A 21,452-nucleotide genomic window follows, 5' to 3' on the forward strand; every position below is an offset into this window, starting at 1 on the left:
GTCATGTGGTTCAGATTTGGTGATATTCGCGGAACCACGACACGAACTTCGGCGCGCCTTGGGCGAGCGTAGTGGCAGGCCTGAACCCGAGATCGCGTTCGATGGCGCTGATGTCGGAAAAAGTATTCTTCATGTCGCCCGCCTGCATCGGCCGCATCTCGCGGATGGCGGGGCGTTCGCAACATTGCTCCAGCACGTCGATGAAGTGGTCCAAGCGTTCGGGCCGGCTGTTGCCGATATTGTAGATCGCATGAGGCGTACGGCTACCCCCGGCCTTCTCGAGCCCGTCGTCCGCCGGCGCGCTATCGAGCGCGGCGATCACGCCGCTGACGATATCGTCGATAAAGGTGAAGTCGCGGCCCATATCGCCGTTGTTGAAAACCGAAATGGGTCTCCCGCGCAGAATGGCGTCGGTGAACAGCCAGGGCGCCATGTCGGGACGGCCCCACGGTCCATAGACAGTGAAGAAGCGCAGCCCCGTTTGTGGCAACCGGTAGAGGTGCGCATAGGTCTCGCTCATCAGTTCGTCGGCGCGCTTGGTCGCCGCATAGAGGGAGAGCGGATGGTTGACCTGATGTTCAACGCGGAACGGAAGGGTGGCGTTGCCGCCATAGACCGAGGACGACGAGGCATAGACGAGCTGGCGGGTTTTCCGGCTGCGCGCCAGTTCGAGGATGTTAAGGTGGCCGATCAGGTTGCTCTGCGCATAAGCGCGTGGATTTTCGAGGGAGAAGCGGACGCCCGCCTGCGCGCCGAGGTGGACGATACGGTCGAAGTCCTCGCCGGCCAGCGCTGCGTCGAGGGCCGTGTGGTCGGCAAAGTCGCAAGCCGAAAAGCGGAACTCTCCGCTCGTCGCCTCGATTGTTCGAAGCCGGTCATGCTTCAGGCCGACGCTGTAATAATCGTTGAGATTATCGATAGCGATGACCCGTTCGCCCCGTTCGAGCAGGCGAAGCGCGCAGTGCATGCCGATGAACCCCGCCGCGCCTGTCACTAAAACCGCCATTGACACCCCATCTTGTGCGAATGCTCGATCGGTGCGCAGCTCGCGATGTTTGGGAAGCCCGATGTCTTCCAGCACCACAAGGCGCATCGGCTGGTTGATGCTGTAGCGCAGAAACGGCCGATTCCAGCCTGCCCATTGGCGCAGGTGCGCAGCCGTGGAGGAGTAGTGCTTCTGCGTTACCTGCCCGAGAGAAGCATCTTGCGCGGCTCGCACGAGGTCGTGTGTCAGCCTTCTAACGGCGCACAGCAGCAAACAAGACTGATCTATATTTTTAACTTATGGTAGTTTCCACAGCGTTCGGCCGCAGCAAAGCTGTCGCGCCGGCTCAAAGTCCTAGCTTGGGTTAGGCCAATCCTCCCCAGACATGGCTGTCGTCCGCTGCAGGACGGCACTATCCACGGGAAGGGGCAGGGCATGGCACTGTACAACGGTACTGCGAGCAACGATTCGATTATCGGAACCATCGGGATCGACACCATCAACGGTATGGCGGGCAATGATGTGGTTCGCGCCGGAGCAGGCAACGATTCCATCAATGGCGGCGACGGCAATGACAGCCTCTACGGCGAGGCAGGCAATGATTTCATCAAGGGTAGCGTCGGCGCCGATCTGGTCGATGGAGGAGACGGCAACGATTCCCTCGACGGAGCGCTGGGACGGGACCACCTTGTCGGTGGCCTGGGGAACGACGTGCTTTCGGGGGGTGACGATGCCGATCTGCTGGAAGGCGGCAACGGTTACGATCAAATCCTGGGGGATGCCGGCGACGATACGCTCAGCGGCGGCGGGGATCGCGATTATCTCGACGGCGGCTATGGCAATGACCTCATCTATGCGGGGGACGGAGACGACGGCTTTTTCAACGAGATCAATCCGGCAACCGGGAAGCTCACGACCCAGGCGGTCGGCGGGGGCGCCGGCAACGACACGATCTTCGGTGAAGCAGGCAACGATAGCCTGAAGGGGCAGGCTGGCGATGACCATGTCCATGGTGGCCTCGGCGCCGACCGGGTGGATGGCGGCGACGGCAACAACCTGATGACCGGAGGAGAAGGCAACGACACCCTCTCGTCCGAATATGGCATGGACACCCTGTCCGGCGACGCCGGCAACGACAATCTTCAGGCCGGCGCCGGCGATGACCGGCTCGACGCCGGCGACGGCAATGACTCGGCAAATGGCGAGGCAGGTAACGACATCATCTATGGCGGCGCCGGGGACGACCTGTTGCTCGGGGGGGCGGGTGACGACCAGATCCATGGCGATGGCGGCTTCGACAAATTGTTCGGCGAACTCGGCAGCGACCGGCTCTGGGGCGGAGCCGACGCCGACTGGTTCGTCTTCAAGGGGGCGGGTGCTCTCGATGGCGGCGACCATATCGAGGACTTCCAGAACGGCCTGGATCATATCGTCCTCGAGAAGCTCGGCGTCGGGAGCTATCGGGCGGGTGGTGGTGCAGGCACGGTCTATGCCCATGACCTGGCGAGTGGGGCTGTAGGGCTCGACGTCGTTACATCGACCGGCATCAAGATGAGCATTGTCGTCGAGGATCCCACCGCAACCCTGAATGCTTCGAGCTTCTCAGCTGCGGATTTCATCTTCGCCTAAGCCACCATCGCGTAGTTTTTCGGCAAGGTGACGCCAAGCACGCCTTTCGAGCGGCAGCGATGCCCCCTCCGAGGCGCGAATGATCTCGGAAGAGTGATGTTTTGCCGAAAAACTGCGCGATATGGTGACCCCTCAACCGTCCTGGGCGGACGTGTTGGGGGAGCATCGCCATCGTGGCAACAAATGCCGAGCATAGCATATCGACGAGCACCGTCGCCGACAGCCTGGCGAAGCTGGAGGCGCGGACCGGCTCGGCCGAGTTCAATGTCGCCGCCCACGGGCTGCGCGGCGTAGCCTCGGTACTTGTCCTCGCGGCTCACATTGCCGGCGGCACCGCCCGCCACATCTACGCCGCCGACGCGGACTATGTATCGCTGGTCGAGCATCCCTGGTATCTTGGCACGTTCGGCGTCGAGATATTCTTCGTGATCAGCGGGTTCGTGATCCTGCCAAGCGTCATGAAATACAATCTCGGGGAATTCGCGCTACGCCGGTTCGTGCGCATCTACCCGCTGTTCTTCATGCTCTCGCTCGTTTTCGTGGCGCTCAACGCCGTGACGGACGCCTATCCAAAGCTGAATGATCTGCCCACTGTCATCGCCGGCTTCCTGTTCGTGAACCTCTTCACCGGCACCGAGCAGCTGACGCCCAATGCATGGAGCCTCAGTTTCGAAATATGCTTCTATGCGCTGACGGCGCTTGTGGTGACATGTGCGGTCAAGCGCCGCAGTGCGGTAGCGGGTGCTCTCGCCATCGGCACCGCACTGGCTTTCCTCATCGCCTTTCCGATCACCTGTTATTTCATCATCGGGCTGGTACTGCGCCTTACCTTCAGGGCCGAGCAAAAAGCGACGGCGACCTCTCGGGTCGCCGAGGCGGCAAGCCTCGCGCTGGTCATCTGGTTCGCCAGCCGCGCCCATTTTGACTATACGGCATGGTCGCAGTTCCAGGATCCGGTGGTGCTGCCGATCGTCGTTTCGCTCGGTTGCTATTTCTACCTTGCCCTGCGGCAGGGCAGCCTCACCGCCGGGGCGCTGGACAGGGCGGTTTTCCGCTATATCGGAACGGTTAGCTACAGCCTCTACCTGGTCCACCCCTTCGCCTATTTCGCGCTTCGCGCGATATTCGTGCGCTCTGGCCTGTTCACCGACAATATCGCGCTGTCCATGGCGCTCTTCGCGACCGCAGTGTTCGCAGCGTCCTTCCTGCTGACCCATTTCGCCCATGCGCTGTTCGAGCGCTGGCCCTATCAGCGGGTGTTCCACCAAGCGGTCTATCGGGAAAAGCCGGCGACATCCGCCGCGGCGGTGGCGCGCTGATGCCCTCGAACGCGCCCATCGTCTGGCGAACCACGGTCGGCGACGATCCGATGCCGCATTCCGTGATCGCTGCAATCTTCCTGTCCAGTTATCTGACATGGCGTCCCTCCCATGAGATCATGTTCACTCTCAGCGACGCGCTGTTTCTGCTGGGGTTCGTGCGGCTGGCCTACCGCGACGGCATCCCCCTCGAGCCGTTCAGGTTCCTGACCACCATCTGGCAGGCCGGGTTCGTGATGCTGGTTTCCGGCCTGCTCATCGGTTCGATCAACGGGCCGGCGCCATCGCGATGGCTGATCGTCTCGTGCCAGTATCTCTTCGCCTGGGTGGTTCTCCCCATGATCCTTCTGCGGCGATCGTCCGAGCAGAATGTCGCGATGATCAAGTCGCTGATATGGGGCGTCTTTGCCGTTAACCTGTTCGGCGCGCTGGTCTATTTCACTTATACCGGAACCTTCGAGGACGCGCAGAACCTGTTCGGGCAGGATTTCCTGTCCGGCGGCCGCCGGCTCGGCGCATTTACCGGCGACGCCAACTGGAACGGCGCGGTGCTCGCGATGACGGTTCCGTTCGTTATCTTCCTGCGCGCCAAGGGCCATGTCGGAAATCTCGCGACCGCATTATGGCTCGCGGTGCTCCTCCTGGGCGTGATGCTCAGCGCCTCGTTCACCGCCTTCGTCAGCTGCGTGGCGGCTCTCGCGATCTTCATGGCGGTCGGCAACATCTGGCCAAGCCCGCGATCGATCGCCGTGGCCGGGGCCGGCGGCCTGTTGGCAATCGGGGTGTTGGTCGACCTCGGCCTCAGCCTGCCTGCAACCTTCGTCGCCCGCGTGGGCAACGCCATTAACAGGGGCGACATATCCGAAGCCGGCACCTATGAAGGCAGGATGCAGCTGATGCGGGAAGCCTGGGGCCTCGTCGAGCATCATATGCTGGTAGGCGTCGGCGCGGATCAATATCGCGTCATCAGCGCGTTAGGCGCCCCCGTGCATAACATGTACCTGCTGCTCTGGGTCGAGGGCGGACTGATCTCCCTGGTCGGATGGATGGTGCTGCTGGCAGTGCTGCTCGCCGCGGCAGTCAACGCTTATCGGCGCGACAGGCTCGCGACGGCGCTGGCGCTGTCGGTGACGTGCAATTTCATCATCGCATCGATGGCCAGCCCGCACATGTACGCCCGGCTCTGGGCGGTTCCCGTCCTGCTTGCCGTCGCCGTTTCCCTCGAACTGGCGGCCTCCCCTGCGCGGGCACGACGGCGCCGTGCATCCGCCCAGCCGGTTGCACGGCTTGAACGAAGCCATGTTGGAAACTAGCCGTTCGGACGTTGATGCGGTCGAGCCCGCCGCGATCACCAGCAAGCCTCCGCATATCGTTCTGGTGGTGGCGGGTCTCGGTGCGGGCGGCGCCGAACGGGTAATCAGCCTACTCAGCGGCGAATGGGCGGCGAGAGGTCGAGTCGTGACTATCGTCGCCTTCGATTCTCCCGATGCTCCGATATTCCACCGTTTGCATCCCGCCGTGCGGGTCGTGCGGCTCGGTATCTCCGCAGGTGGCCCGAACCCGTTGAAAGGGCTGTGGACGGTTGCCAAGCGTTATCGAGCGCTGAAGCAGGCGCTCGGTGCACTGGAGCCGGACATCATCATATCCTTCCTGACGAAGATCAACGTGCTGACCTTGCTGGCATGCCTCGGCACCGATCGCCGCGTGATAGTATCGGAGCGCAACAATCCCCGTCTTCAGCACGCCAGCTGTTTATGGACAACGCTGCTTGCGCGGCTCCATTGGCGCGCCGATGCGATCATCATGCAGACACGCAAGAGCTGCGAATGCCTCGGCGCGAAGGCCCGGGCGCGAGCCTGCGTGATCCCCAATCCGATCGATATCGATCCGACGATCGGCGCTGCGCGGGCGTCGTTTACTCTCTCGGCGACCGGCCGGCTGACGTGGCAGAAGGGGTTCGATATGCTGATCGACGCCTTTGCGACCATTGCCGATCGGCATCCGCAATGGACGCTGGCGATCTGGGGAGAGGGCGAGGCCCGAGACGCGCTCAAGCGCCAGATCGAGAGCTATCGTCTCTCGGAGCGGGTCCAGTTGCGCGGCAACAGCCGATCGCCCGGAGACTGGGTGGGGCAATCGGACGCCTTCGTGATGTCGTCGCGATATGAAGGTTTCGGCAACGCCTTGGGTGAAGCGATGGCGGCGGGCCTGCCGGTGGTGTCCTTCGATTGCGACTATGGACCGTCAGATATGATCGATGACGAACATGACGGGCTGCTGGTTCGTCCAAACAACGTCCCCGGCCTGGCGGCAGCGCTGGATCGCCTGTTGAGCGACGAAGAATTGCGCGTCCGTCTTGGCAAGGCTGCAGCGACGACCGCTAAACGCTTCAGGCCGAGGGTCATCATCGGCGAATGGGACCGGATGCTGGCGGAGCTCGGGGTGGCTTGAAGGGCTGAACCGGCGCCTCAGCGCCGCGCGATCAACGCTTTGCTGCGGATATCGAGGAATTCATCGAGGTTAGTCCAGCCATCGCCGTCCCTGTCGCCCCAGGCATCGAATCGGCGCGGATCTAGACCGTTGGCACTTTCCCAGTCATCGGCCATACCGTCTCCATCTGCATCGGGATAGGGTGTGCCTGGGTCCAGCACGGGCAGCTGGCCAGCGGCTTTGACGATATGGCCGGTGCGCGCGGCGACATCGGCGATGATGCGGCGGTCCAGGCTGTCGCGGGGCATCGCGCCGGATCCGGCCAGAACTGCGGCATAGGCCTCCTGCGCGCTGCTCGGCTTAACCGTCAGCGGGCAGGGTGGGGTTGAGACGCGGATCGAGGCGACCCGCTCATTCTCCTTGGCAAGCCCGTCGAAGAGATTGCCGTCCTCATAGAGCTGCGCAGGACCTTTCGAGCCGACTGACTGAGAGACAAGGCCATGCGCCTGGCCGGCCACTGTGCTCGGGCCGGCGCGGAAATAATTTCCGACCACGCTGACCGGGGTGCCACCGTAGCTTTCCCATATCTCCGCAAACTCGAACATGCCATCGTACAGGACGTTGTTGACGACCTCCACGCAAGACCCGGGCGGGAAGTTGATGTCGGGATTGCGGTCGCCATTGTGCGCGCAGAGGTTGCGGATGAAACTGACCTTCTGGGGACCGACCGGATCGCTGGCCAGCAACGCGCATTTGTCATGCCGGGGAATGCCTTCGGCGAAGATCGAGTTGGAGATCGTCACCTCGTCATTCGCGGCGTAGCCGCCGATATTCTCATCGAGCGACCAGGACGTGCTGACATGATCGATCATCACACGGCGGCTTCCCTCGATGATGATCGCGCTGTTCGCTTCGCGCTCCTCGCCGCGCAGATCGGGCCGCACCCGGATATGCTGCACGATGACGTCGTGCGTGTTCTTGATCACCAGCGGCGTATAGCCATCGGGGCCGCCCGCGTGTGTAAGGAGGATGCCGCCGCCTGGCGCCGTCTGACCGGCGATCGTGATGTAAGGGTTGTGGATGATGGGGCGCTCGGTGGTGTAGCGGATTACGCCCGAGACCCTGAAAACGCAGATCCTTGGACCTGTCATGTCGATGCAGGCGCGTAGCGAACCCGGTCCGGAATCGTCCAGCGTCGTGACCGCGACGACGCGGCCTCCTCGCCCGCCGACGCTGGTCCGGCCATAGCCTTCGGCGCCGGGAAAGGAGTCTTTCAGGGGTGTCTTGACCACGGCGAAGGGCGGGGACGCGGGCGTCGCCGGACCGCACGCAGCCAGCACGCAGCCCATCATCGAGACGGCAACGGATATGAAGGGTTTCAACAAGTGCCTCTCAATAGACCATGTGCAGGCCCAGCGTGGTGCGCCAGCGAGCAAACCGCTCCTCGGGATCATCTGCCGATCGCCGCGAATGACTCGCGCCCAGCGACAAGGCGAAGTGGCGGTCCAGCAGATAGCGCAGCTCCAGTTCGCCGTTTTTGTAACGCTGGTCCCGGCCAATCGATCCGCGATAGTGGACGTCGCGCAGGCCGGCCGACGCGTGCAGCAGCAGATTGTGGCGCACCTCCTGTTCGACGGTCAGAGTGAAGCGCGTATCCACCCGGCCGATCGCGCCGGCCCGAATGGTGGCGACATCGCCGCGGAAGCCATCGATGGACACCGACGTTCGCCGCTGCGGGCGCCAGACGAGGCGCGCGTTGGCGGCGACCCCGCGAAACGAGCGCAGCACCGGCGATCTCGGATTGGACTTGAAGACGCCGATGCCGGCGTCACCCTGCAACTTGTCGGCAAGGTCGAAGGAGACGCCGGCTAATAGACCGGTGGTGGTGGCATCGCGGTTGATGCCGCTGCGGTCGACGCGAAGTCGCGCATCGCGGCGGTTCACATAGGGCTCGGCAAATACGGAAATGCGGTGGGTCACCTTGACCAGGCCTCGGACGGCGACGCGGTAGGTCAGCAGATCGCGATCGGCATCGCGCAATGGCAGATAGTCGATCTTTGTGGCCTGCAGATCGACGACCGCGCCAAATCTGCTGCCTTGCAAGCGGTAGCGGAGCTCTCCGGATGCAATGTTCGTCAATGCCGGTGGCCGGGAGCGGTCCGTTGTCGCCTCGGGATCGCTGCGCCGTTCGAAGCCGCGGTCGAAGCTTAGGCTGGCTGACAGAGCTTGTCGCCGGGTCAGGCTCGTGCTTGCGTCGATGCCACCGCCGAACAGGTTCACATTCTCCCGGCTGTTGTCCTTGTAGCGGATGATATCGCCATGGGCATTTGCGGTGAAATCAAAAGCTGATCCCGGCCGCTGGACCTCAACTCGCGGGCTGATCGAGGCAATCGTGTCGTCGACCTTGGCCGTCCGCGTCGCGAAGATATTGTCGTCATAGGTGGCGTACAGATCGATGGTCGGCCGGATGACGACGGAGCCGATGATGATCGTCCGCGGTTCATAGCCGGAGCGCGGCAGATTGGCGACGCCGGGATCGCGGTCGGCGCTGTCGGCGACGGAGGGTACGCCAAGACCGAGCACGCTCGCGAGCAAGAGGTACCGCATCGCGCGCGGGGAGCGCCGCCGGCAAGACATGGTTGCCTGTTCCACTAATCAGAACCAGCCTTCCCTGACGATAATCGCGTCCCCCGGCAATATCGGCGTATCCTGGGTAGCGACCCCCCGCCGGGCGGTGCGCGTGATCGTCGCCTGCTTCGTGTCCGCGCGGAACGTATAGCCGCCCGCAATCGATACTGCCGTCATCAGCGACATGCCTGGGACATAAGGATATTGGCCCGGCTTCTGTACCTCCCCGGAGATGAAGAAGGGCCGATAGGTCTGGACCTGGGCAGTGACCCTCGGATCGATCACGAGGTTGCGCGCGAGGACCCTGTCGGCGATCAGCGATTCGGCCTCGCGCAGGGTCTTGCCGGCGACCGGGACGGCGCCGATGATCGGCAACGCGACGGCACCGGTATCGTCGACCGCATAGCTGTTCGTCATCGCATCGAGGCCGAAGACGCTGACGCGAAGCTCGTCGCCCGGGCCTAGCCGGTAGGCACCCGGTGCTGCCAGCTCCAGCCGCGGAAGCCCCCCGTCGGAACTCGAACAGCTCGCCATGATGAGCGACATCGCCAGGCTGGCGATCAATTTCGTGCGCTGAGTCATCGTCTAACTCCCTCCCGAGGACATGTTGGATGCCACATCATCCGTTGACCGGCTCGCTTGCCGGTGAAGCACAGGACCAGTTTGCGAGGTTCCGGCCCAAGAGCCGGCCGAGTTCGCGAACATCCTCGCGATAATATTCCTCGAGCATCGATCGTAGCTCGCTGGTCAGCGTCGGATAGCGCACCGGACGGGCGACCGCCGCTCGGATGCGCGACAGTATGGGGTTGGACCGTAGCGGATCCAGCAGCGGCCGGGCCGGACGCAACAGGCGCCGGATCGACAGGGGCAGCATCGGTGCCCGGCTGTCGTTGCGGCGATCCTCCATGGCGAGCGGCGAGATATGAGGCTCGACGCCGATATGCGCGCACGTCTGCGCGATCACCGCGTCGGGCGTGGCGACTACGTCATCGTAGAGGAAGATCTTGACCCGCTCCATCGGGATGTGTGCCAACAACCTGTGGATATGGCGGGCATAAAGCCCCCCGTCGAGGAAGCGGGCCTGGATCGTGCGCCTGCTGTCGAGGTAGTGGCGCGGGTCCTCGCCGACCAGTCCACGACGGTACCACATGCAATAGTCCGAATAGGCCCGGTCTACCGGATCGCGCAGCTGGATGATCATCGGCACGCCGGGAAGGGTCGCTGCGATCCGTGCCGCGGCATCGGGGTGGGCGAGATAGTCCGCGGATTTTTCGCCCACTATCCGGTTGGCAGGCGCCTCGGCGAAGAGCGACCGATACCAGTCGAGGCCCCGGTCATATTCGGCGCTGAAGAAGTGCGGCTCGGCCTTGGGCAGCCACAGGCGCGGATGATGCCGCAGCTGATGTGAGATCCACGTCGTCGCGGCCTTGACCGCCCCGATGAGGAGGAAGGAGGGGAGCCGGTCCGCGGCCATGCTCAACGACTCGCCTCATCGAGGATAGACCGCAGCACGCGTCCCATCGCGATGCAGCTCGCTTCGCTCAGCGTCGGATCAACCGGCAGCATGATGCTCGTCTTGCCCAGCTCATGCGCAACCGGCAGCGACTGCGATGGGCCTATGCCGGCAGCGGTGAACGCGCGCTCGCGATAGATTTCGGGGCAGATGCCGGTCTGGCAGGGTATGCCGCTCGTCCAGGCTTCCTCGACGATGCGATTGCGGTGCCAGCCGGGCCGCAACTCTTCAGGCCGGACGAACGCATAGAATTTGTAATAAGCGTGTCCGATTCCACTGTGCGGCTCGACCAGGCGAAGCGCGCGGCAGCCCCCGAGTTCATCGAGCAATATCGCCGCGTTGCGCCGCCGCGTCGCCAGCCACTCGTTCAGCTTCGTGAGCTGTACCAGCCCGATCGCGGCCTGCATTTCGGTGAGGCGATAATTGCTGCCGAAACCACTGTGCAGCCAGCGGAAGCCCCGCGCGGCATTGGGCGTATGGGTGGTGTCCCGATCCTTGCCATGGTCCTTGATCGACCAGGCGCGCAGCGCCACCGCCTCGTCGCGGAAGACCATCATGCCGCCTTCGCCGCCGGTCGACATGATCTTGTCCGTGCAGAAGGAGAATGCGGCAGCATCGCCAAAGCCGCCGACCGGCTGGCCGTGGAGGGTTGCTCCATGCGCCTGCGCGCAATCCTCGATCAGCTTGATGCCATAATGATTGGCCAGCACGGCGATCTCGGCGACGTCGCAAGGATATCCGCCCAGATGCACGACGATCACGGCGCGCGTGCGCGGGGTCAGCCGCGCGGCAACGAGATTGGCGTTGAGTCCCTGCGTGGTGGGATCGATGTCCGCGAATACCGGCTTGGCGCCGCACGCCACGACACAACTCGCCGAGGCTACGAAACTGCGCGCGGGTACAATGACTTCGTCGCCGGGCCCGATCCCCAAGGCGCGAAGCGCGACCTCCAGCGCCAGCGTTCCGTTCGCGATGGCAACGCCATGGGGCAGGCCGCACATCGCGGCGAATTGCTGCTCCAGCCGCCTGCAGCGTTCGCCATGGTGAAGTGAATTTACCCGCCCCGTGCGAAGAACGTCGGTCACGGCAGCGATCTCGTCTTCGGCGTAGACCGGCCAGCGCGACACGATCCTCGGCGCCTCTTCGGTGGCGTTAAGCAAGTCTTGCGGCATGCGCATGATCGGAGAAGTGCTCATTGCTATCCTTACACCTGCTGGGAGTCGGTCGGCTCGCCGGGCCATGATTGTGTCGCGGCGACGTTCATGCTCACCTGTTGCGCGACGCTGGGCGCAGCGGGGCGGGCCGGCTCAAGCAGCCGGAAAAGCAGCTTTCTGGCCTTTTCCTCGTTGTGGTTGCGGACCGCTTCGGCGAGGTCGTTGATCCCGTGCCGCAGCGTGTGCATCGCCACGGGGGTAGGCGCCGCCTCGAACACGCCGGGAAGCTTCGATGGCAGGCGCTTCTCGCGCTCGTCGAACAGTTCCTCGTAAAGCTTTTCGCCGGGCCGCAGACCGACGATGTCGATCGGCACGTCGCGGTCGGGTTCCAGCCCCGACAGGCGGATCATGCGGCGGGCGATGTCGATGATCTTGACCGGTTCGCCCATGTCGAGGACGACGATCCGTCCGCGCTGGACGTCATGCTCCATCGCACAGGCCGTGCTGTGCAGGATCAGCTGCACCGCTTCGTGGACCGTCATGAAATAGCGGGTGATATCGGCATGGGTGACGGTGAGCGGCACCCGCCGCTTGAGCTGGCGCTGGAACAGCGGGATCAGCGATCCGCTCGATCCGAGCACATTGCCGAACCGCACGGTCATGAACCGCGGCGCCGACGGGTCGCCGGCGCCCTCGAGGTCCAGGGCCTGGCAATAAAGCTCGCCCAGGCGTTTGGTGGCGCCCATTACCCCGACCGGGTTAACCGCCTTGTCGGTGGAGACCTGCACCATGGCCCGCGCGCCGTAGCGGTGGGCGGCATCGGCGACGTTGCGGGTGCCGAGCACGTTGGTCTGGATGCCCGAGCAGATGTTGGTTTCCACGAGCGGCACATGCTTGAGCGCGGCCGCATGGAACACGAACTCGGGCCGGTGCCGCGCAAATGCCGCCATGACGTGCTGTCGCTGCCGGATCGAGCACAGCGTCGCTACGCAGCGCACGTTCGGGAAATGCTCGCGAAGTTCGAGCTCGATCGAATAGAGGTTGAACTCGCCGGCATCGATCAGGATCAGCTCGGCCGGGCCGATTGCGGCGATCTGCCGGACCAGTTCCTGGCCGATGGTGCCGCCGGCGCCGGTCACCAGCACGCGGCTGCCGACCAGCAGGCGGGACACCACGGCCTCGTCCAGCGCCGCCTGCGGCCGATCCAGCAGATCCGCGAGGTTGACGACCTCCAGGTCGAGCGACTTGCCGATGGCGGTAGGCGGTGGCGCCCGCAGCACCGACAGACCGAGCGTTTCTGCGGCGGTCACCAGCCTCAGCTTGCTCGATCCCTGGAGCGGCTTGGGGCCTTCCGCGATGATCAGGCAGGTCGGCCGCTGGTTTTGCGCGGCAAGCTTGCCGACAACATGCTCGATGGCCTCGATACCGCCCAGAATGGGCACGCGGCGCAGCTTCATCGCGATGTCCTGATTGCCCGCGTCAAGTATTCCGACCGCAACATGTTCGAGACCGGGGGCCGACTCCAACTGCCGCAGAACGATCTCGACATGCTCGGGAAGTCCCGCGATCAGAGTGCGTGCCGGGTTTTTCGGCGCATGGACGTCCTCATGCTGCCGGAGCGGAAAACCAAGATCGCGCAACCGCTCGCTGAAGATCCTGCGCCAGAGCCTACCGCCCGCCAGGATGGGCATCAGCACGAGCCATTGGATGATCGGTACCGAAGAGGGCAGCCAGCCCGCCCTCGATGTAATCACCAGCACGAACACCGGGATGATGATCGAGATCGTGGCAGCCTCGCCCAGCGCGACGAGATCGTTCAGCGATCCGAGCCGCCACATTCGGTCATAAACTCCGCACACCTGGAAGACGACCAGTCCGCTCACCAGAAAGACTGGCAGGTTGATCGCCATTCCGTGCAGCATCGCCGGCGGGATATGGCCGTTAAGTCGCAGCATGAGCGCGACCGCCAGCGCCGCGCAGATTGCACTCGCGTCGTACAGCATGAAGGTCAGCTTGCGCCATTTCCTGCGCTGTACTGCGGGAACAACCATGGTCGTCATCGGAGTCTTCCCCCGTTTGATGGGTCGACGAACTGTTTTCGCTATGTCCGATCAGGACGCGAACGAGGCACCCCTGCCTGTCCGCTAACGATAGTCCTGCAGCGCGGGGCGGGAAGGCGAGCATCGGGAGGAGTCGCGGAGTAGTAGCGCCGCTTCCATTGGGAGGGGCGCTAACTGCGTTGAGGATATTTTGGCTCAAATGGAGTGCTCCCTAGTCCTGCCAAGTGGCGCTCGGGATCGTTGGGATAGTCACCAGAATCGATCTGAATAGTGCGGCACTTTTGGCTAGTCTCGCGCTCGTTGGATGCCGCGGCGGGGGATTGCTGGTCATGCGCAATCGAAGACGACAACTATAAGATGAAAGTCCTCCACATCATCACTGGCCTCAATGTCGGGGGTGCCGAGACTATGCTTGCCCGCTTGCTCGAGCATCGTGATCAGTCGCCGGACATCCTTCCGGAGGTCATCTCGTTGATCGCACCAGGACAGGTCGGCGGACGCATCGCTCTAACGGGAACGCCGATCCATAGCCTCGGCATGCGCGGCGGAGTGCCGTCGCTGGCCGCGGCCATGCGCCTTGTGAAGCTCACCCAAAGTATAGCGCCGGACCTCATCATCGGCTGGATGCATCACGGCCAGATCGCCGCGACCGTGGCCGCTACGGTCTCGAAGGCGCCGATGCTGTGGAACGTCCGACACTCGCTGAGCGGGTATGACGAAGAAAAGCCAATGACCCGGGCACTGCTGCGAGTGGGTGCGTGGTTATCGCGCAAACCTGCTGCGATCGTGTACAACTCGCGCATTGCATCACAGCAATATACCGCGTTCGGATATAGTGCGCGTCGCGCCATGGTGATCCCGAACGGGTTCGACAGCAATGGTTTCGCAGCGCGGGCCGAGGGCAGGAGCGCACTTCGCTCGCGATTGCGGGTGCCCGCCGGTGCACTTGTGATCGGCGCCATCGCGCGCAACCACCCTATGAAGGACGTACCCAACCTACTTGCCGCCTTCGCCGAGCTCCGCCGGGTGCGGAACGACGCTCACCTGCTGGTGGTGGGCGACGCGATGGATCGGCCATCGCCGGCTGCCGAACGGATATTGGCGACGCTGCCTCCGGCGAGCTGGACGCTGGCGGACCACCGTAGCGATGTGTCCGACTGGCTCGCCGGCCTCGATATCCTGGCGCTGCCGTCCGCATGGGGCGAGGGCTTTCCGAATATCGTGGGCGAAGCGATGGCTTGCGGTGTCCCGTGCGTTGGCACCGACGTGGGCGACACGGGCTGGGTGATCGGCTCGACCGGTATCGTCGTTCCGCCACGCGACGCCCAGGCGCTCGCCACGGCGCTGATAGAGCTGGCGGAGCTTGGCGAGGATGGGCGGCGGGCGCTCGGCCGGGCGGCGCAGGGCAGGGTCGACCGCCATTTCGCCCTGCCTGCCGTCGTGCGGGATTACGCGGCCCTGTTCAGGAAGCACGCCCGGCCATCGTGGCCGGCGCCCGCAATGCGCGGTGCCGCAGCAGAGGCAGATGTCCGATGAAGATCATCGTGGTGGCGAGCCTCGCTTTCTCGCTTGTGAATTTCCGAGGGCGCCTGCTCAAGGACATGGTTGCCAACGGTCACGAGGTATTGGCCTGCGCCCCTGACGACGATCGCGTCGTTGCGGCGCAACTGGCCGCAATGGGCATAGGCTTCCGGGTCATGCCAATGGCGCGTGCCGGCCTCAATCCCCTCGCGGACCTCCGAACGCTGGCCTGGCTCGTCAGCCTGTTTCGCAGCCAGCGTCCTGATCTCGTGCTCGCTTATACCCAGAAGCCGATCGTCTATGCCGGCATCGCCAGCCGTATCGTCGGCGGCATCCGCTACTTCGCCATGTGCAGCGGGCTGGGCCACGCCTTCGCGGATCAGGGCGCGCATTGGCTGCGCTGGCTGGTCGCCGCGCTATATCGGGTGGCGCTGAAGCGGGCGGAGGGCGTTTTCGTATTCAACGCCGACGATCGCGGCGAGATGCTGCGGCACCATATGATCCGGCCCGACACGTTGGTCGTACAGGTGCCTGGGACGGGGGTAGATCTCCAATATTATACGGCAGTGCCGGTGCCCCCCGGTCCGCCGCGCTTCCTGATGATCAGCCGACTGCTCAGCAGCAAGGGGCTGTCCGAATATGTCGAGGCGGCTCGCCGCGTCCGCAAACGCCACCCTCATGTCCGTTTTCGGCTGCTCGGCCCCCCGGATCCCAATCCCGCCGGGGTCGGCATGGTGCAGATCGAGGCGTGGGCGGCGGAGGGGGTGATAGAATATCTCGGCGAAGTGCGGGATGTGCGGCCCAGCCTTGCGGCGGCGAGCGTCTTCGTCCTGCCGAGCTGGTATCGCGAGGGACTGCCCCGGACGATCCTCGAGGCGATGGCGATGGGGCGGCCGGTGATCACCACCGATATGCCCGGCTGCCGCGAGCCCATCGAGGAGGGTTACAACGGCCTGTTGGTCGCCCCGCGCAATGTGGATATGCTGGAAGCAGCGATCATGCGGTTCGTGCGGCAGCCCGGCCTCGCCGCCACGATGGGCGCGAGCGCACGGCGCACCGCGATCGGCCGCTTCTCCGTACAGCGCGTCAACGAGATGCTGCTGTCGACGATGCAGTTGTTCGCGCCGGCCGGCGGTGTGCCGCTGCCGCCAAAGTTGAACGGCCACGCGCCGCATATGGCGGCATGAGACTCGCGCGCCTCCGCGATATTGTCGTGGCCGCTTTCGGTCTGTGCTTCCTTGCGCCGCTGCTGGCGATCGTCGCGGCCTCGATCGTCGCGGTGGAAGGGCGCCCGTTGTTCTTCCTGCAGATCCGCGGCGGACTGCACGGCCGGAACTTCGTGCTGTTCAAGTTTCGGACCATGAACGACGCGCGCGACGACGCGGGAGTATTGCTGCCCGACGCACAGCGCATCACCAGGAGCGGGCGCTTCCTGCGCGCGACCAGGCTCGACGAGTTGCCGCAGCTCTGGAACGTGCTGATCGGGGACATGAGCCTCGTCGGGCCACGGCCGCTGCTGCCGGCCACTGTCGCCGAAGCGGCGCGGGCGGGATCGCGGAGGAACTCGGTGCGGCCCGGCTTGACCGGATGGGCTCAGGTCAACGGCAACACGTTGCTGAGCGATCAGGACAAGATCGCGCTCGATGGCTGGTATGTCGCAAACCGATCGACTGCGCTGGACCTTCAGATCCTCGGGCGGACATTGGCCGTCGTCTTCTTCGGCGAGCGCCTCAACTCCACAGCAATAGGAAAAGCGCATGCGCGCAGTGATCATCGGGGCGGTTGAGAGTAGTCGCATAGCGGCGGAGCGCCTGAGCGAGGCGCCGGGATGGGATATTGCGGGAATTGTCTCGCTGCCTACCGAACTTGCACGCCGTCATTCGGACTTCGTCGATCTTGCGCCGACCGCTGAACGGGCCGGATGCCCGCTAATCTGCGTCGAGAACGCCAATTCCGAAGAAGCGATTGCGCAGATTGCGGCGCTGGCGCCCGACTTTCTCTTCGTCATCGGCTGGTCGCAACTTTGCGGCGAGCGTCTTATGGACCTGGCGCCGGGGCGCGTGGTCGGGTTTCATCCGGCACCGCTTCCCCGCTTGCGTGGTCGCGGCGTGATCCCCTGGACGATCCTCCTCGACGAACCGATCACCGCAAGTACGATCTTCCTGATCGACGGCGGCACCGATACCGGTCCGATCCTCGCGCAACGCTTCTTCCATGTCGCACCGGACGAGACCGCCGCCACGCTGTACGCGAAGCATATGGCGGCGCTCGCTGAGATACTCCCGCGCGTCCTTTCCGATCTGGCCGACGGTACCGCCGCGGCTGTGCCGCAGGATCCGCGGCTTGCCACTTGGGCGGCGCGCCGCCGCCCCGAGGACGGTGAGATCGACTGGAGCGGCAGCGCCGAAGCGGCCTGGCGGCAGGTGCGCGCCTGCGGCGATCCTTACCCGGGTGCGCGGGCGACATATCGCGACGAACCCATCGTCATCAAGCATGCGCAGATCGTCAGTCTGGCCGGGCATCGCGCCGGCATCGTGGGGCAGGTCGTGGAGCGTGGGAACAAGGGCTTCACCGTACGGTGCGGTGACGGGAACGGTCTGCTGGTTCACGACTGGCAATGGAGCCGGCCTGGGCCGCCGCCGCTGCATTCGAAGCTGGCCGTGCGCGCGGGGGGCTGCGGATGTCGATAATATCGCGCATATCGCGCGCGCTGGTGCTGGCGCCGCATCCAGATGACGAGATACTCGGCTGCGGCGGGACGATTTCGAGGATCGCCGGCGGGCATGGCAGTGTGACGGTCGCGATCGTCACACGCGGCCAGCCGCCGCACTTCGACAGCGCCCAGGCCGATCAGGTGCGGCTGGAAGCGGAGCAGGCGCATAGCCTGCTGGGCGTGACGAGCACTCGATTCCTCGACCTTCCCGCCGCGGCTCTCGACCAGATGCCGCTCGCAGACCTCAACCATGCGATCGCCGAAGTCGTTTTCGACGTTCGCCCCGACACCCTCTTCGTACCTTTCGTGGGCGATCTCCACTTCGATCATCGGCTCGTGTTCGAGGCGGCCATGGTTGCGGCAAGGCCGCGCGGCAACGACTATCCGGTGCGGATTCTTGCCTATGAAACGGTGTCGGAAACCAACTGGTCGGCGCCGATGCTATCACAGTCTTTCCAGCCGAACGTCTTCATCGACATCTCGGATCACCTTCAGGCGAAGCTCGATGCCTTCGCTTGCTTTGCGTCGCAGCTACGCCCCTTTCCCGACGAGCGTTCGCTCGAGACGCTGCGGGCATTGGGACTCGTGCGGGGCTCCACTGTCACGCGTATGGCGGCGGAGGCCTTCATGCTCATTAGAGAGGTTGGTTGATATGGGCATCCCGGTAACATCGGATATTTTCGTAGGCGCGGGCATCCCTCGCAGACCGCGCATTGGTAGAGGCAAAAGGCCCAAGCTACGGATGTTGTTGAGCTCGGCTGGGCGCCGGGTGGGATTGCTGCGCGCATTTCGATCGTCGGCGGGGGCGCTCGGAGTCGATCTCGAAGTGTTCGCCTGCGACGTGCAGCCGGAATGGAGTTCCGCCTGCATGGAGGCGGATTACGCCTTCGCAGTGCCGCCGGCGAAAAGCGACAATTTCATAAAGACGGTGCTTGGCTTTTGCGAGCGGCATGCAATCGGATTAGTCGTGCCGACGATCGATACCGAACTGCTATGTTTCGCGCAGGCCCGCGACAGATTTGCGATGATCGGTACGCAAGTCGCAGTCGGAAGCCCCAGTCTCGTGGAAATGGCGCGCGACAAATTGGCGACCGCGATATTCCTCGCCGAAAACAATATCCCGTCACCAGTCACGCAGAGCATCGAGGACTTCCTTTCGACCGACGGACCACGCACTTGGCCGATGATCGCCAAGCCGCGCCATGGCAGTTCCAGCCGCGGCATCCACATCGTCCACGACCGGCGCGCGGTGGAGAACATCGCATGCGACGAACCCTATATCGTCCAGGAACTGCTTCGCGGCCGCGAGTTCACCGTGAACCTCTTTTTCGACGAATTCGGTGAGTTGCGATGCGCCGTGCCGCATCAGCGGTTGAAGGTTCGTGCCGGGGAAGTCGAAAAAGGTGTGACCACGCGCGAACCGGCCTTGTGCGGGCTGGCGAAAAATCTCGCCAGGGCGTTGGATACTCGTCCATGTGGTGCGCTGTGCTTCCAGGCAATCGTGAACGACGACGGAAGAGCGTCGATGTTCGAGATCAATGCGCGCTTCGGTGGCGGTTATCCGCTGGCGCATCGGGCCGGTGCCACCTTCACCCGCTGGTTGATCGAGCAACGACTCAACCTGCCTCGCACGATGAGTGATAATTGGCAGGCGGACGTCGTCATGCTTCGATTTGACGACGCAGTATTCGTATGACGCGTTCGGGTCGGAGATCGGACGGCTACGACGCCGTGATGGTCTTCGATCTCGACGACACCATGTATCTGGAGCGCGATTATGTGGAGAGCGGTCTCCAGGCCGTCGGCTCATGGGCGGAACGGCAGCTAGGGATTACGGACCTCTCGAGTCGCATGCTTCGGCTGTTCAGGGCGGGATCCCGCGGCCACATCTTCGATGAAGCTCTGGCGGAGGCCGGTGAACGTCATCCACCCGAACTGATTTCGCGCATGCTCTGCGTCTACCGCCAGCACCGTCCCAAAATAGCACTACCGGCCGATGTCTCCCGATTTCTGGCCCGTCGTCCTCCGCGAACCGGATTCGCCATCATCACCGACGGTTTTCTCGACGCGCAGAAGCGAAAGCTGCGCGCGCTAGGCCTCACGACCGGTCAGGTCGATCTCGCAGTCTGCACCGATCGTTGGGGTCGAGCGCACTGGAAACCGGCGCCGCGGGCGTTCGAGCATGTTCAGTCTTTCTTTGGGATGCCGGCTGATCGCTGCACTTATGTCGCTGACAACGAGGAAAAAGACTTCGTTGTTCCTAATCAGCTAGGTTGGACTTCAGTCCACATCAAGCGTTTAGGACGCTTGTGCCAGAAACGACCTTGCCCCGCGCCGAAGGTTTGTCTCGAAATAGAAACCTTCGACGATCTTTAAAAATCGACAGATAATTAACCTATCATAGTGCTGCTACATCAGGCTGGGCTAGCCTAGATGCACACTAACATAGGTTGCACGAAGTTGTGACATATATCACTGTTTATCTTACCTATTTTGGATATGTTTTGGACAAAGTGAGCTATCCGATATCGACGTTGCCGTAACCTTGGTTCATGTTACACATACAAGTGGTCAGATGCTTTTGGAAGACAACTGACGAGCGATGCAGGTGGGATGCGCTGCCTCATCCAAAAGAGTCGATAGATATTCGGACGCTTCTGTAGAGCTGCAGTCTCTGGACTGGAGAGGGAGAGAGTCGGAAACTGTCAATCGTATCACGGACTTCAACTTTATAATGGGGGTCTTCTGTGTACAAACAGCTTCACATCGCCATCGTTAGCCAGAACGAGATAGAGCGCGAAGGTCTTCGCCGAATCTTGATCGAACAATCGTTCGAGATCATCGGTGTCCACCGCGATCACCATAGCCTCGATCTGGAGCCGTTCATGATGCGACCCGATGTCGTACCGATCGTGATAGTCGATGCGGTGACGGAGGAGGAAAGCCTCGAAACCTGCCGCTTCCTCAATGCGAACTGGCCGGACTGCAAGGTCGTCATCTTCGCGGCCAACTGCCAAAGCCAGAGAGTTGCGGACGCCTTCCAGGTCGGTATCGATGGCTATGTCGGCAAGCATACATCCTGCGAAAGCCTGGGTGAAATGCTCAAGCTCGTCGCCCTCGGCGAGAAGATGATCCCCTCCCAGGTGCTGTTCGACCTGGCATTGCTCAAGTCGGAAAACATGTCTGGCGAGATGAGGGTTTCGCTCGGCGAAGCCAATCTTTCCGATCGCGAGCTCGAGATATTGCAGGGGCTCATCCGCGGCGAACCGAACAAGGTCATATCGCGCCGGCTGGCGATTACCGAGGCAACGGTCAAGGTTCATGTAAAGTCCATCCTTCGCAAGGTCGGGGTGATGAACCGGACCCAGGCTGCGATCTGGGGGATGAGCAGGGGCCTTGTGAACCTTCCCGAGCCCATCCCAACGGCATCGATTCCGATGGTCAGCGCAGCGCTCCTCAACGGCAGCGCCTGCCTCCACCAATAAGCCGCTCGCCGAACA

Annotated in this window: 19 protein-coding genes and 1 pseudogene; 13 read left to right on the plus strand and 7 right to left on the minus strand. The window is 63.3% G+C overall.

Annotated elements, in window-relative coordinates; all coding sequences use genetic code 11:
• Positions 1-10 precede the first annotated feature (10 nt).
• On the minus strand, positions 11-1,006 hold the full coding sequence (locus AAC645_RS00585) for an SDR family NAD(P)-dependent oxidoreductase (RefSeq protein ID WP_340313066.1): 996 nt from the start codon (positions 1,004-1,006) through the stop codon (positions 11-13).
• A gap of 414 nt (positions 1,007-1,420) precedes the next feature.
• On the opposite strand from AAC645_RS00585, the gene AAC645_RS00590 reads away from it, so the two are divergent.
• From AAC645_RS00590 to AAC645_RS00605, 4 genes are all read left to right on the plus strand, one after another.
• Positions 1,421-2,614 carry a calcium-binding protein gene (locus AAC645_RS00590; RefSeq protein WP_340313068.1) on the plus strand — a complete coding sequence of 398 codons (1,194 nt, stop codon included), beginning with the start codon at positions 1,421-1,423 and terminating at the stop codon, positions 2,612-2,614.
• 173 nt (positions 2,615-2,787) lie between these two features.
• Positions 2,788-3,933, plus strand: coding sequence for an acyltransferase family protein (locus AAC645_RS00595; protein WP_340313070.1), 1,146 nt, complete (start codon positions 2,788-2,790; stop codon positions 3,931-3,933).
• On the plus strand, positions 3,933-5,246 hold the full coding sequence (locus AAC645_RS00600) for an O-antigen ligase family protein (protein WP_340313072.1): 1,314 nt from the start codon (positions 3,933-3,935) through the stop codon (positions 5,244-5,246). The genes AAC645_RS00595 and AAC645_RS00600 overlap by 1 nt, the downstream gene beginning before the upstream one ends.
• Positions 5,233-6,384, plus strand: coding sequence for a glycosyltransferase family 4 protein (locus AAC645_RS00605; protein ID WP_340313074.1), 1,152 nt, complete (start codon positions 5,233-5,235; stop codon positions 6,382-6,384). The genes AAC645_RS00600 and AAC645_RS00605 overlap by 14 nt, the downstream gene beginning before the upstream one ends.
• Positions 6,385-6,401: 17 nt before the next feature.
• On the opposite strand, the gene AAC645_RS00610 is transcribed toward AAC645_RS00605, so the two are convergent.
• From AAC645_RS00610 to AAC645_RS00635, 6 genes are read right to left on the minus strand one after another with little or no spacing between them, the layout of a single operon-like run.
• The gene (locus AAC645_RS00610; RefSeq protein WP_340313075.1) at positions 6,402-7,748 is read right to left on the minus strand and encodes a pectate lyase family protein; all 1,347 of its coding nucleotides are present in this window, start codon (positions 7,746-7,748) and stop codon (positions 6,402-6,404) included.
• Between the two features lie 7 nt (positions 7,749-7,755).
• Positions 7,756-8,970 (minus strand): outer membrane beta-barrel protein, encoded by a 1,215-nt coding sequence (locus AAC645_RS00615; RefSeq protein WP_340313077.1) that lies wholly within the window; start codon positions 8,968-8,970, stop codon positions 7,756-7,758.
• Between the two features lie 48 nt (positions 8,971-9,018).
• Complete coding sequence (locus AAC645_RS00620) at positions 9,019-9,573, minus strand: polysaccharide biosynthesis/export family protein (RefSeq protein WP_340313078.1); 555 nt, start codon at positions 9,571-9,573, stop codon at positions 9,019-9,021.
• 37 nt (positions 9,574-9,610) lie between these two features.
• A complete protein-coding gene (locus AAC645_RS00625; protein WP_340313319.1) occupies positions 9,611-10,465 on the minus strand; it encodes a sulfotransferase family protein in 855 nt (284 codons plus the stop codon).
• A 2-nt stretch (positions 10,466-10,467) separates the two neighbouring features.
• Positions 10,468-11,700, minus strand: coding sequence for a DegT/DnrJ/EryC1/StrS family aminotransferase (locus AAC645_RS00630; RefSeq protein WP_340313079.1), 1,233 nt, complete (start codon positions 11,698-11,700; stop codon positions 10,468-10,470).
• An 8-nt stretch (positions 11,701-11,708) separates the two neighbouring features.
• Positions 11,709-13,718: a polysaccharide biosynthesis protein gene (locus AAC645_RS00635; protein ID WP_340313081.1), complete on the minus strand. Its 2,010-nt coding sequence runs from the start codon at positions 13,716-13,718 to the stop codon at positions 11,709-11,711.
• 357 nt (positions 13,719-14,075) lie between these two features.
• On the opposite strand from AAC645_RS00635, the gene AAC645_RS00640 reads away from it, so the two are divergent.
• The 9 genes and pseudogenes from AAC645_RS00640 to AAC645_RS00680 all read left to right on the plus strand — a co-directional run bounded on the left by AAC645_RS00640 (position 14,076) and on the right by AAC645_RS00680 (position 21,437).
• Positions 14,076-15,254, plus strand: coding sequence for a glycosyltransferase (locus tag AAC645_RS00640; RefSeq protein WP_340313083.1), 1,179 nt, complete (start codon positions 14,076-14,078; stop codon positions 15,252-15,254).
• The gene (locus AAC645_RS00645) at positions 15,251-16,426 is read left to right on the plus strand and encodes a glycosyltransferase family 4 protein (RefSeq protein ID WP_340313085.1); all 1,176 of its coding nucleotides are present in this window, start codon (positions 15,251-15,253) and stop codon (positions 16,424-16,426) included. Before AAC645_RS00640 ends, AAC645_RS00645 begins: the two co-directional genes overlap by 4 nt.
• Positions 16,423-17,025 carry a sugar transferase gene (locus tag AAC645_RS00650; RefSeq protein ID WP_340313086.1) on the plus strand — a complete coding sequence of 201 codons (603 nt, stop codon included), beginning with the start codon at positions 16,423-16,425 and terminating at the stop codon, positions 17,023-17,025. Before AAC645_RS00645 ends, AAC645_RS00650 begins: the two co-directional genes overlap by 4 nt.
• Complete coding sequence (locus tag AAC645_RS00655; protein WP_340313087.1) at positions 16,997-17,929, plus strand: methionyl-tRNA formyltransferase; 933 nt, start codon at positions 16,997-16,999, stop codon at positions 17,927-17,929. The genes AAC645_RS00650 and AAC645_RS00655 overlap by 29 nt, the downstream gene beginning before the upstream one ends.
• Positions 17,920-18,603: a PIG-L deacetylase family protein gene (locus tag AAC645_RS00660; protein WP_340313089.1), complete on the plus strand. Its 684-nt coding sequence runs from the start codon at positions 17,920-17,922 to the stop codon at positions 18,601-18,603. Before AAC645_RS00655 ends, AAC645_RS00660 begins: the two co-directional genes overlap by 10 nt.
• A gap of 91 nt (positions 18,604-18,694) precedes the next feature.
• Positions 18,695-18,982: pseudogene (locus AAC645_RS00665) on the plus strand (ATP-grasp domain-containing protein); the annotation flags it as partial.
• A gap of 39 nt (positions 18,983-19,021) precedes the next feature.
• Positions 19,022-19,648 carry an ATP-grasp domain-containing protein gene (locus AAC645_RS00670; protein WP_340313321.1) on the plus strand — a complete coding sequence of 209 codons (627 nt, stop codon included), beginning with the start codon at positions 19,022-19,024 and terminating at the stop codon, positions 19,646-19,648.
• A gap of 38 nt (positions 19,649-19,686) precedes the next feature.
• Positions 19,687-20,328: an HAD family hydrolase gene (locus AAC645_RS00675; protein WP_340313090.1), complete on the plus strand. Its 642-nt coding sequence runs from the start codon at positions 19,687-19,689 to the stop codon at positions 20,326-20,328.
• Positions 20,329-20,768: 440 nt separating this feature from the next.
• Positions 20,769-21,437, plus strand: coding sequence for a response regulator transcription factor (locus AAC645_RS00680; RefSeq protein ID WP_340313091.1), 669 nt, complete (start codon positions 20,769-20,771; stop codon positions 21,435-21,437).
• Positions 21,438-21,452 lie beyond the last annotated feature (15 nt).

This window comes from Rhizorhabdus argentea (assembly GCF_037861105.1).
Taxonomy (GTDB): domain Bacteria; phylum Pseudomonadota; class Alphaproteobacteria; order Sphingomonadales; family Sphingomonadaceae; genus Rhizorhabdus; species Rhizorhabdus argentea.

Excerpts from the sequence above, each read along its gene's own strand:
- AAC645_RS00585 (WP_340313066.1), bottom strand. The coding sequence starts at position 1,006 with ATGGCGGTTTTAGTGACAGGCGCGGCGGGGTTCATCGGCATGCACTGC.
- AAC645_RS00590 (WP_340313068.1), top strand. The coding sequence starts at position 1,421 with ATGGCACTGTACAACGGTACTGCGAGCAACGATTCGATTATCGGAACC.
- AAC645_RS00600 (WP_340313072.1), top strand. The coding sequence starts at position 3,933 with ATGCCCTCGAACGCGCCCATCGTCTGGCGAACCACGGTCGGCGACGAT.
- AAC645_RS00605 (WP_340313074.1), top strand. The coding sequence starts at position 5,233 with ATGTTGGAAACTAGCCGTTCGGACGTTGATGCGGTCGAGCCCGCCGCG.
- AAC645_RS00615 (WP_340313077.1), bottom strand. The coding sequence starts at position 8,970 with ATGCGGTACCTCTTGCTCGCGAGCGTGCTCGGTCTTGGCGTACCCTCC.
- AAC645_RS00620 (WP_340313078.1), bottom strand. The coding sequence starts at position 9,573 with ATGACTCAGCGCACGAAATTGATCGCCAGCCTGGCGATGTCGCTCATC.
- AAC645_RS00625 (WP_340313319.1), bottom strand. The coding sequence starts at position 10,465 with ATGGCCGCGGACCGGCTCCCCTCCTTCCTCCTCATCGGGGCGGTCAAG.
- AAC645_RS00630 (WP_340313079.1), bottom strand. The coding sequence starts at position 11,700 with ATGAGCACTTCTCCGATCATGCGCATGCCGCAAGACTTGCTTAACGCC.
- AAC645_RS00635 (WP_340313081.1), bottom strand. The coding sequence starts at position 13,718 with ATGACGACCATGGTTGTTCCCGCAGTACAGCGCAGGAAATGGCGCAAG.
- AAC645_RS00640 (WP_340313083.1), top strand. The coding sequence starts at position 14,076 with ATGAAAGTCCTCCACATCATCACTGGCCTCAATGTCGGGGGTGCCGAG.
- AAC645_RS00645 (WP_340313085.1), top strand. The coding sequence starts at position 15,251 with ATGAAGATCATCGTGGTGGCGAGCCTCGCTTTCTCGCTTGTGAATTTC.
- AAC645_RS00650 (WP_340313086.1), top strand. The coding sequence starts at position 16,423 with ATGAGACTCGCGCGCCTCCGCGATATTGTCGTGGCCGCTTTCGGTCTG.
- AAC645_RS00655 (WP_340313087.1), top strand. The coding sequence starts at position 16,997 with ATGCGCGCAGTGATCATCGGGGCGGTTGAGAGTAGTCGCATAGCGGCG.
- AAC645_RS00660 (WP_340313089.1), top strand. The coding sequence starts at position 17,920 with ATGTCGATAATATCGCGCATATCGCGCGCGCTGGTGCTGGCGCCGCAT.
- AAC645_RS00670 (WP_340313321.1), top strand. The coding sequence starts at position 19,022 with ATGGCGCGCGACAAATTGGCGACCGCGATATTCCTCGCCGAAAACAAT.
- AAC645_RS00675 (WP_340313090.1), top strand. The coding sequence starts at position 19,687 with ATGGTCTTCGATCTCGACGACACCATGTATCTGGAGCGCGATTATGTG.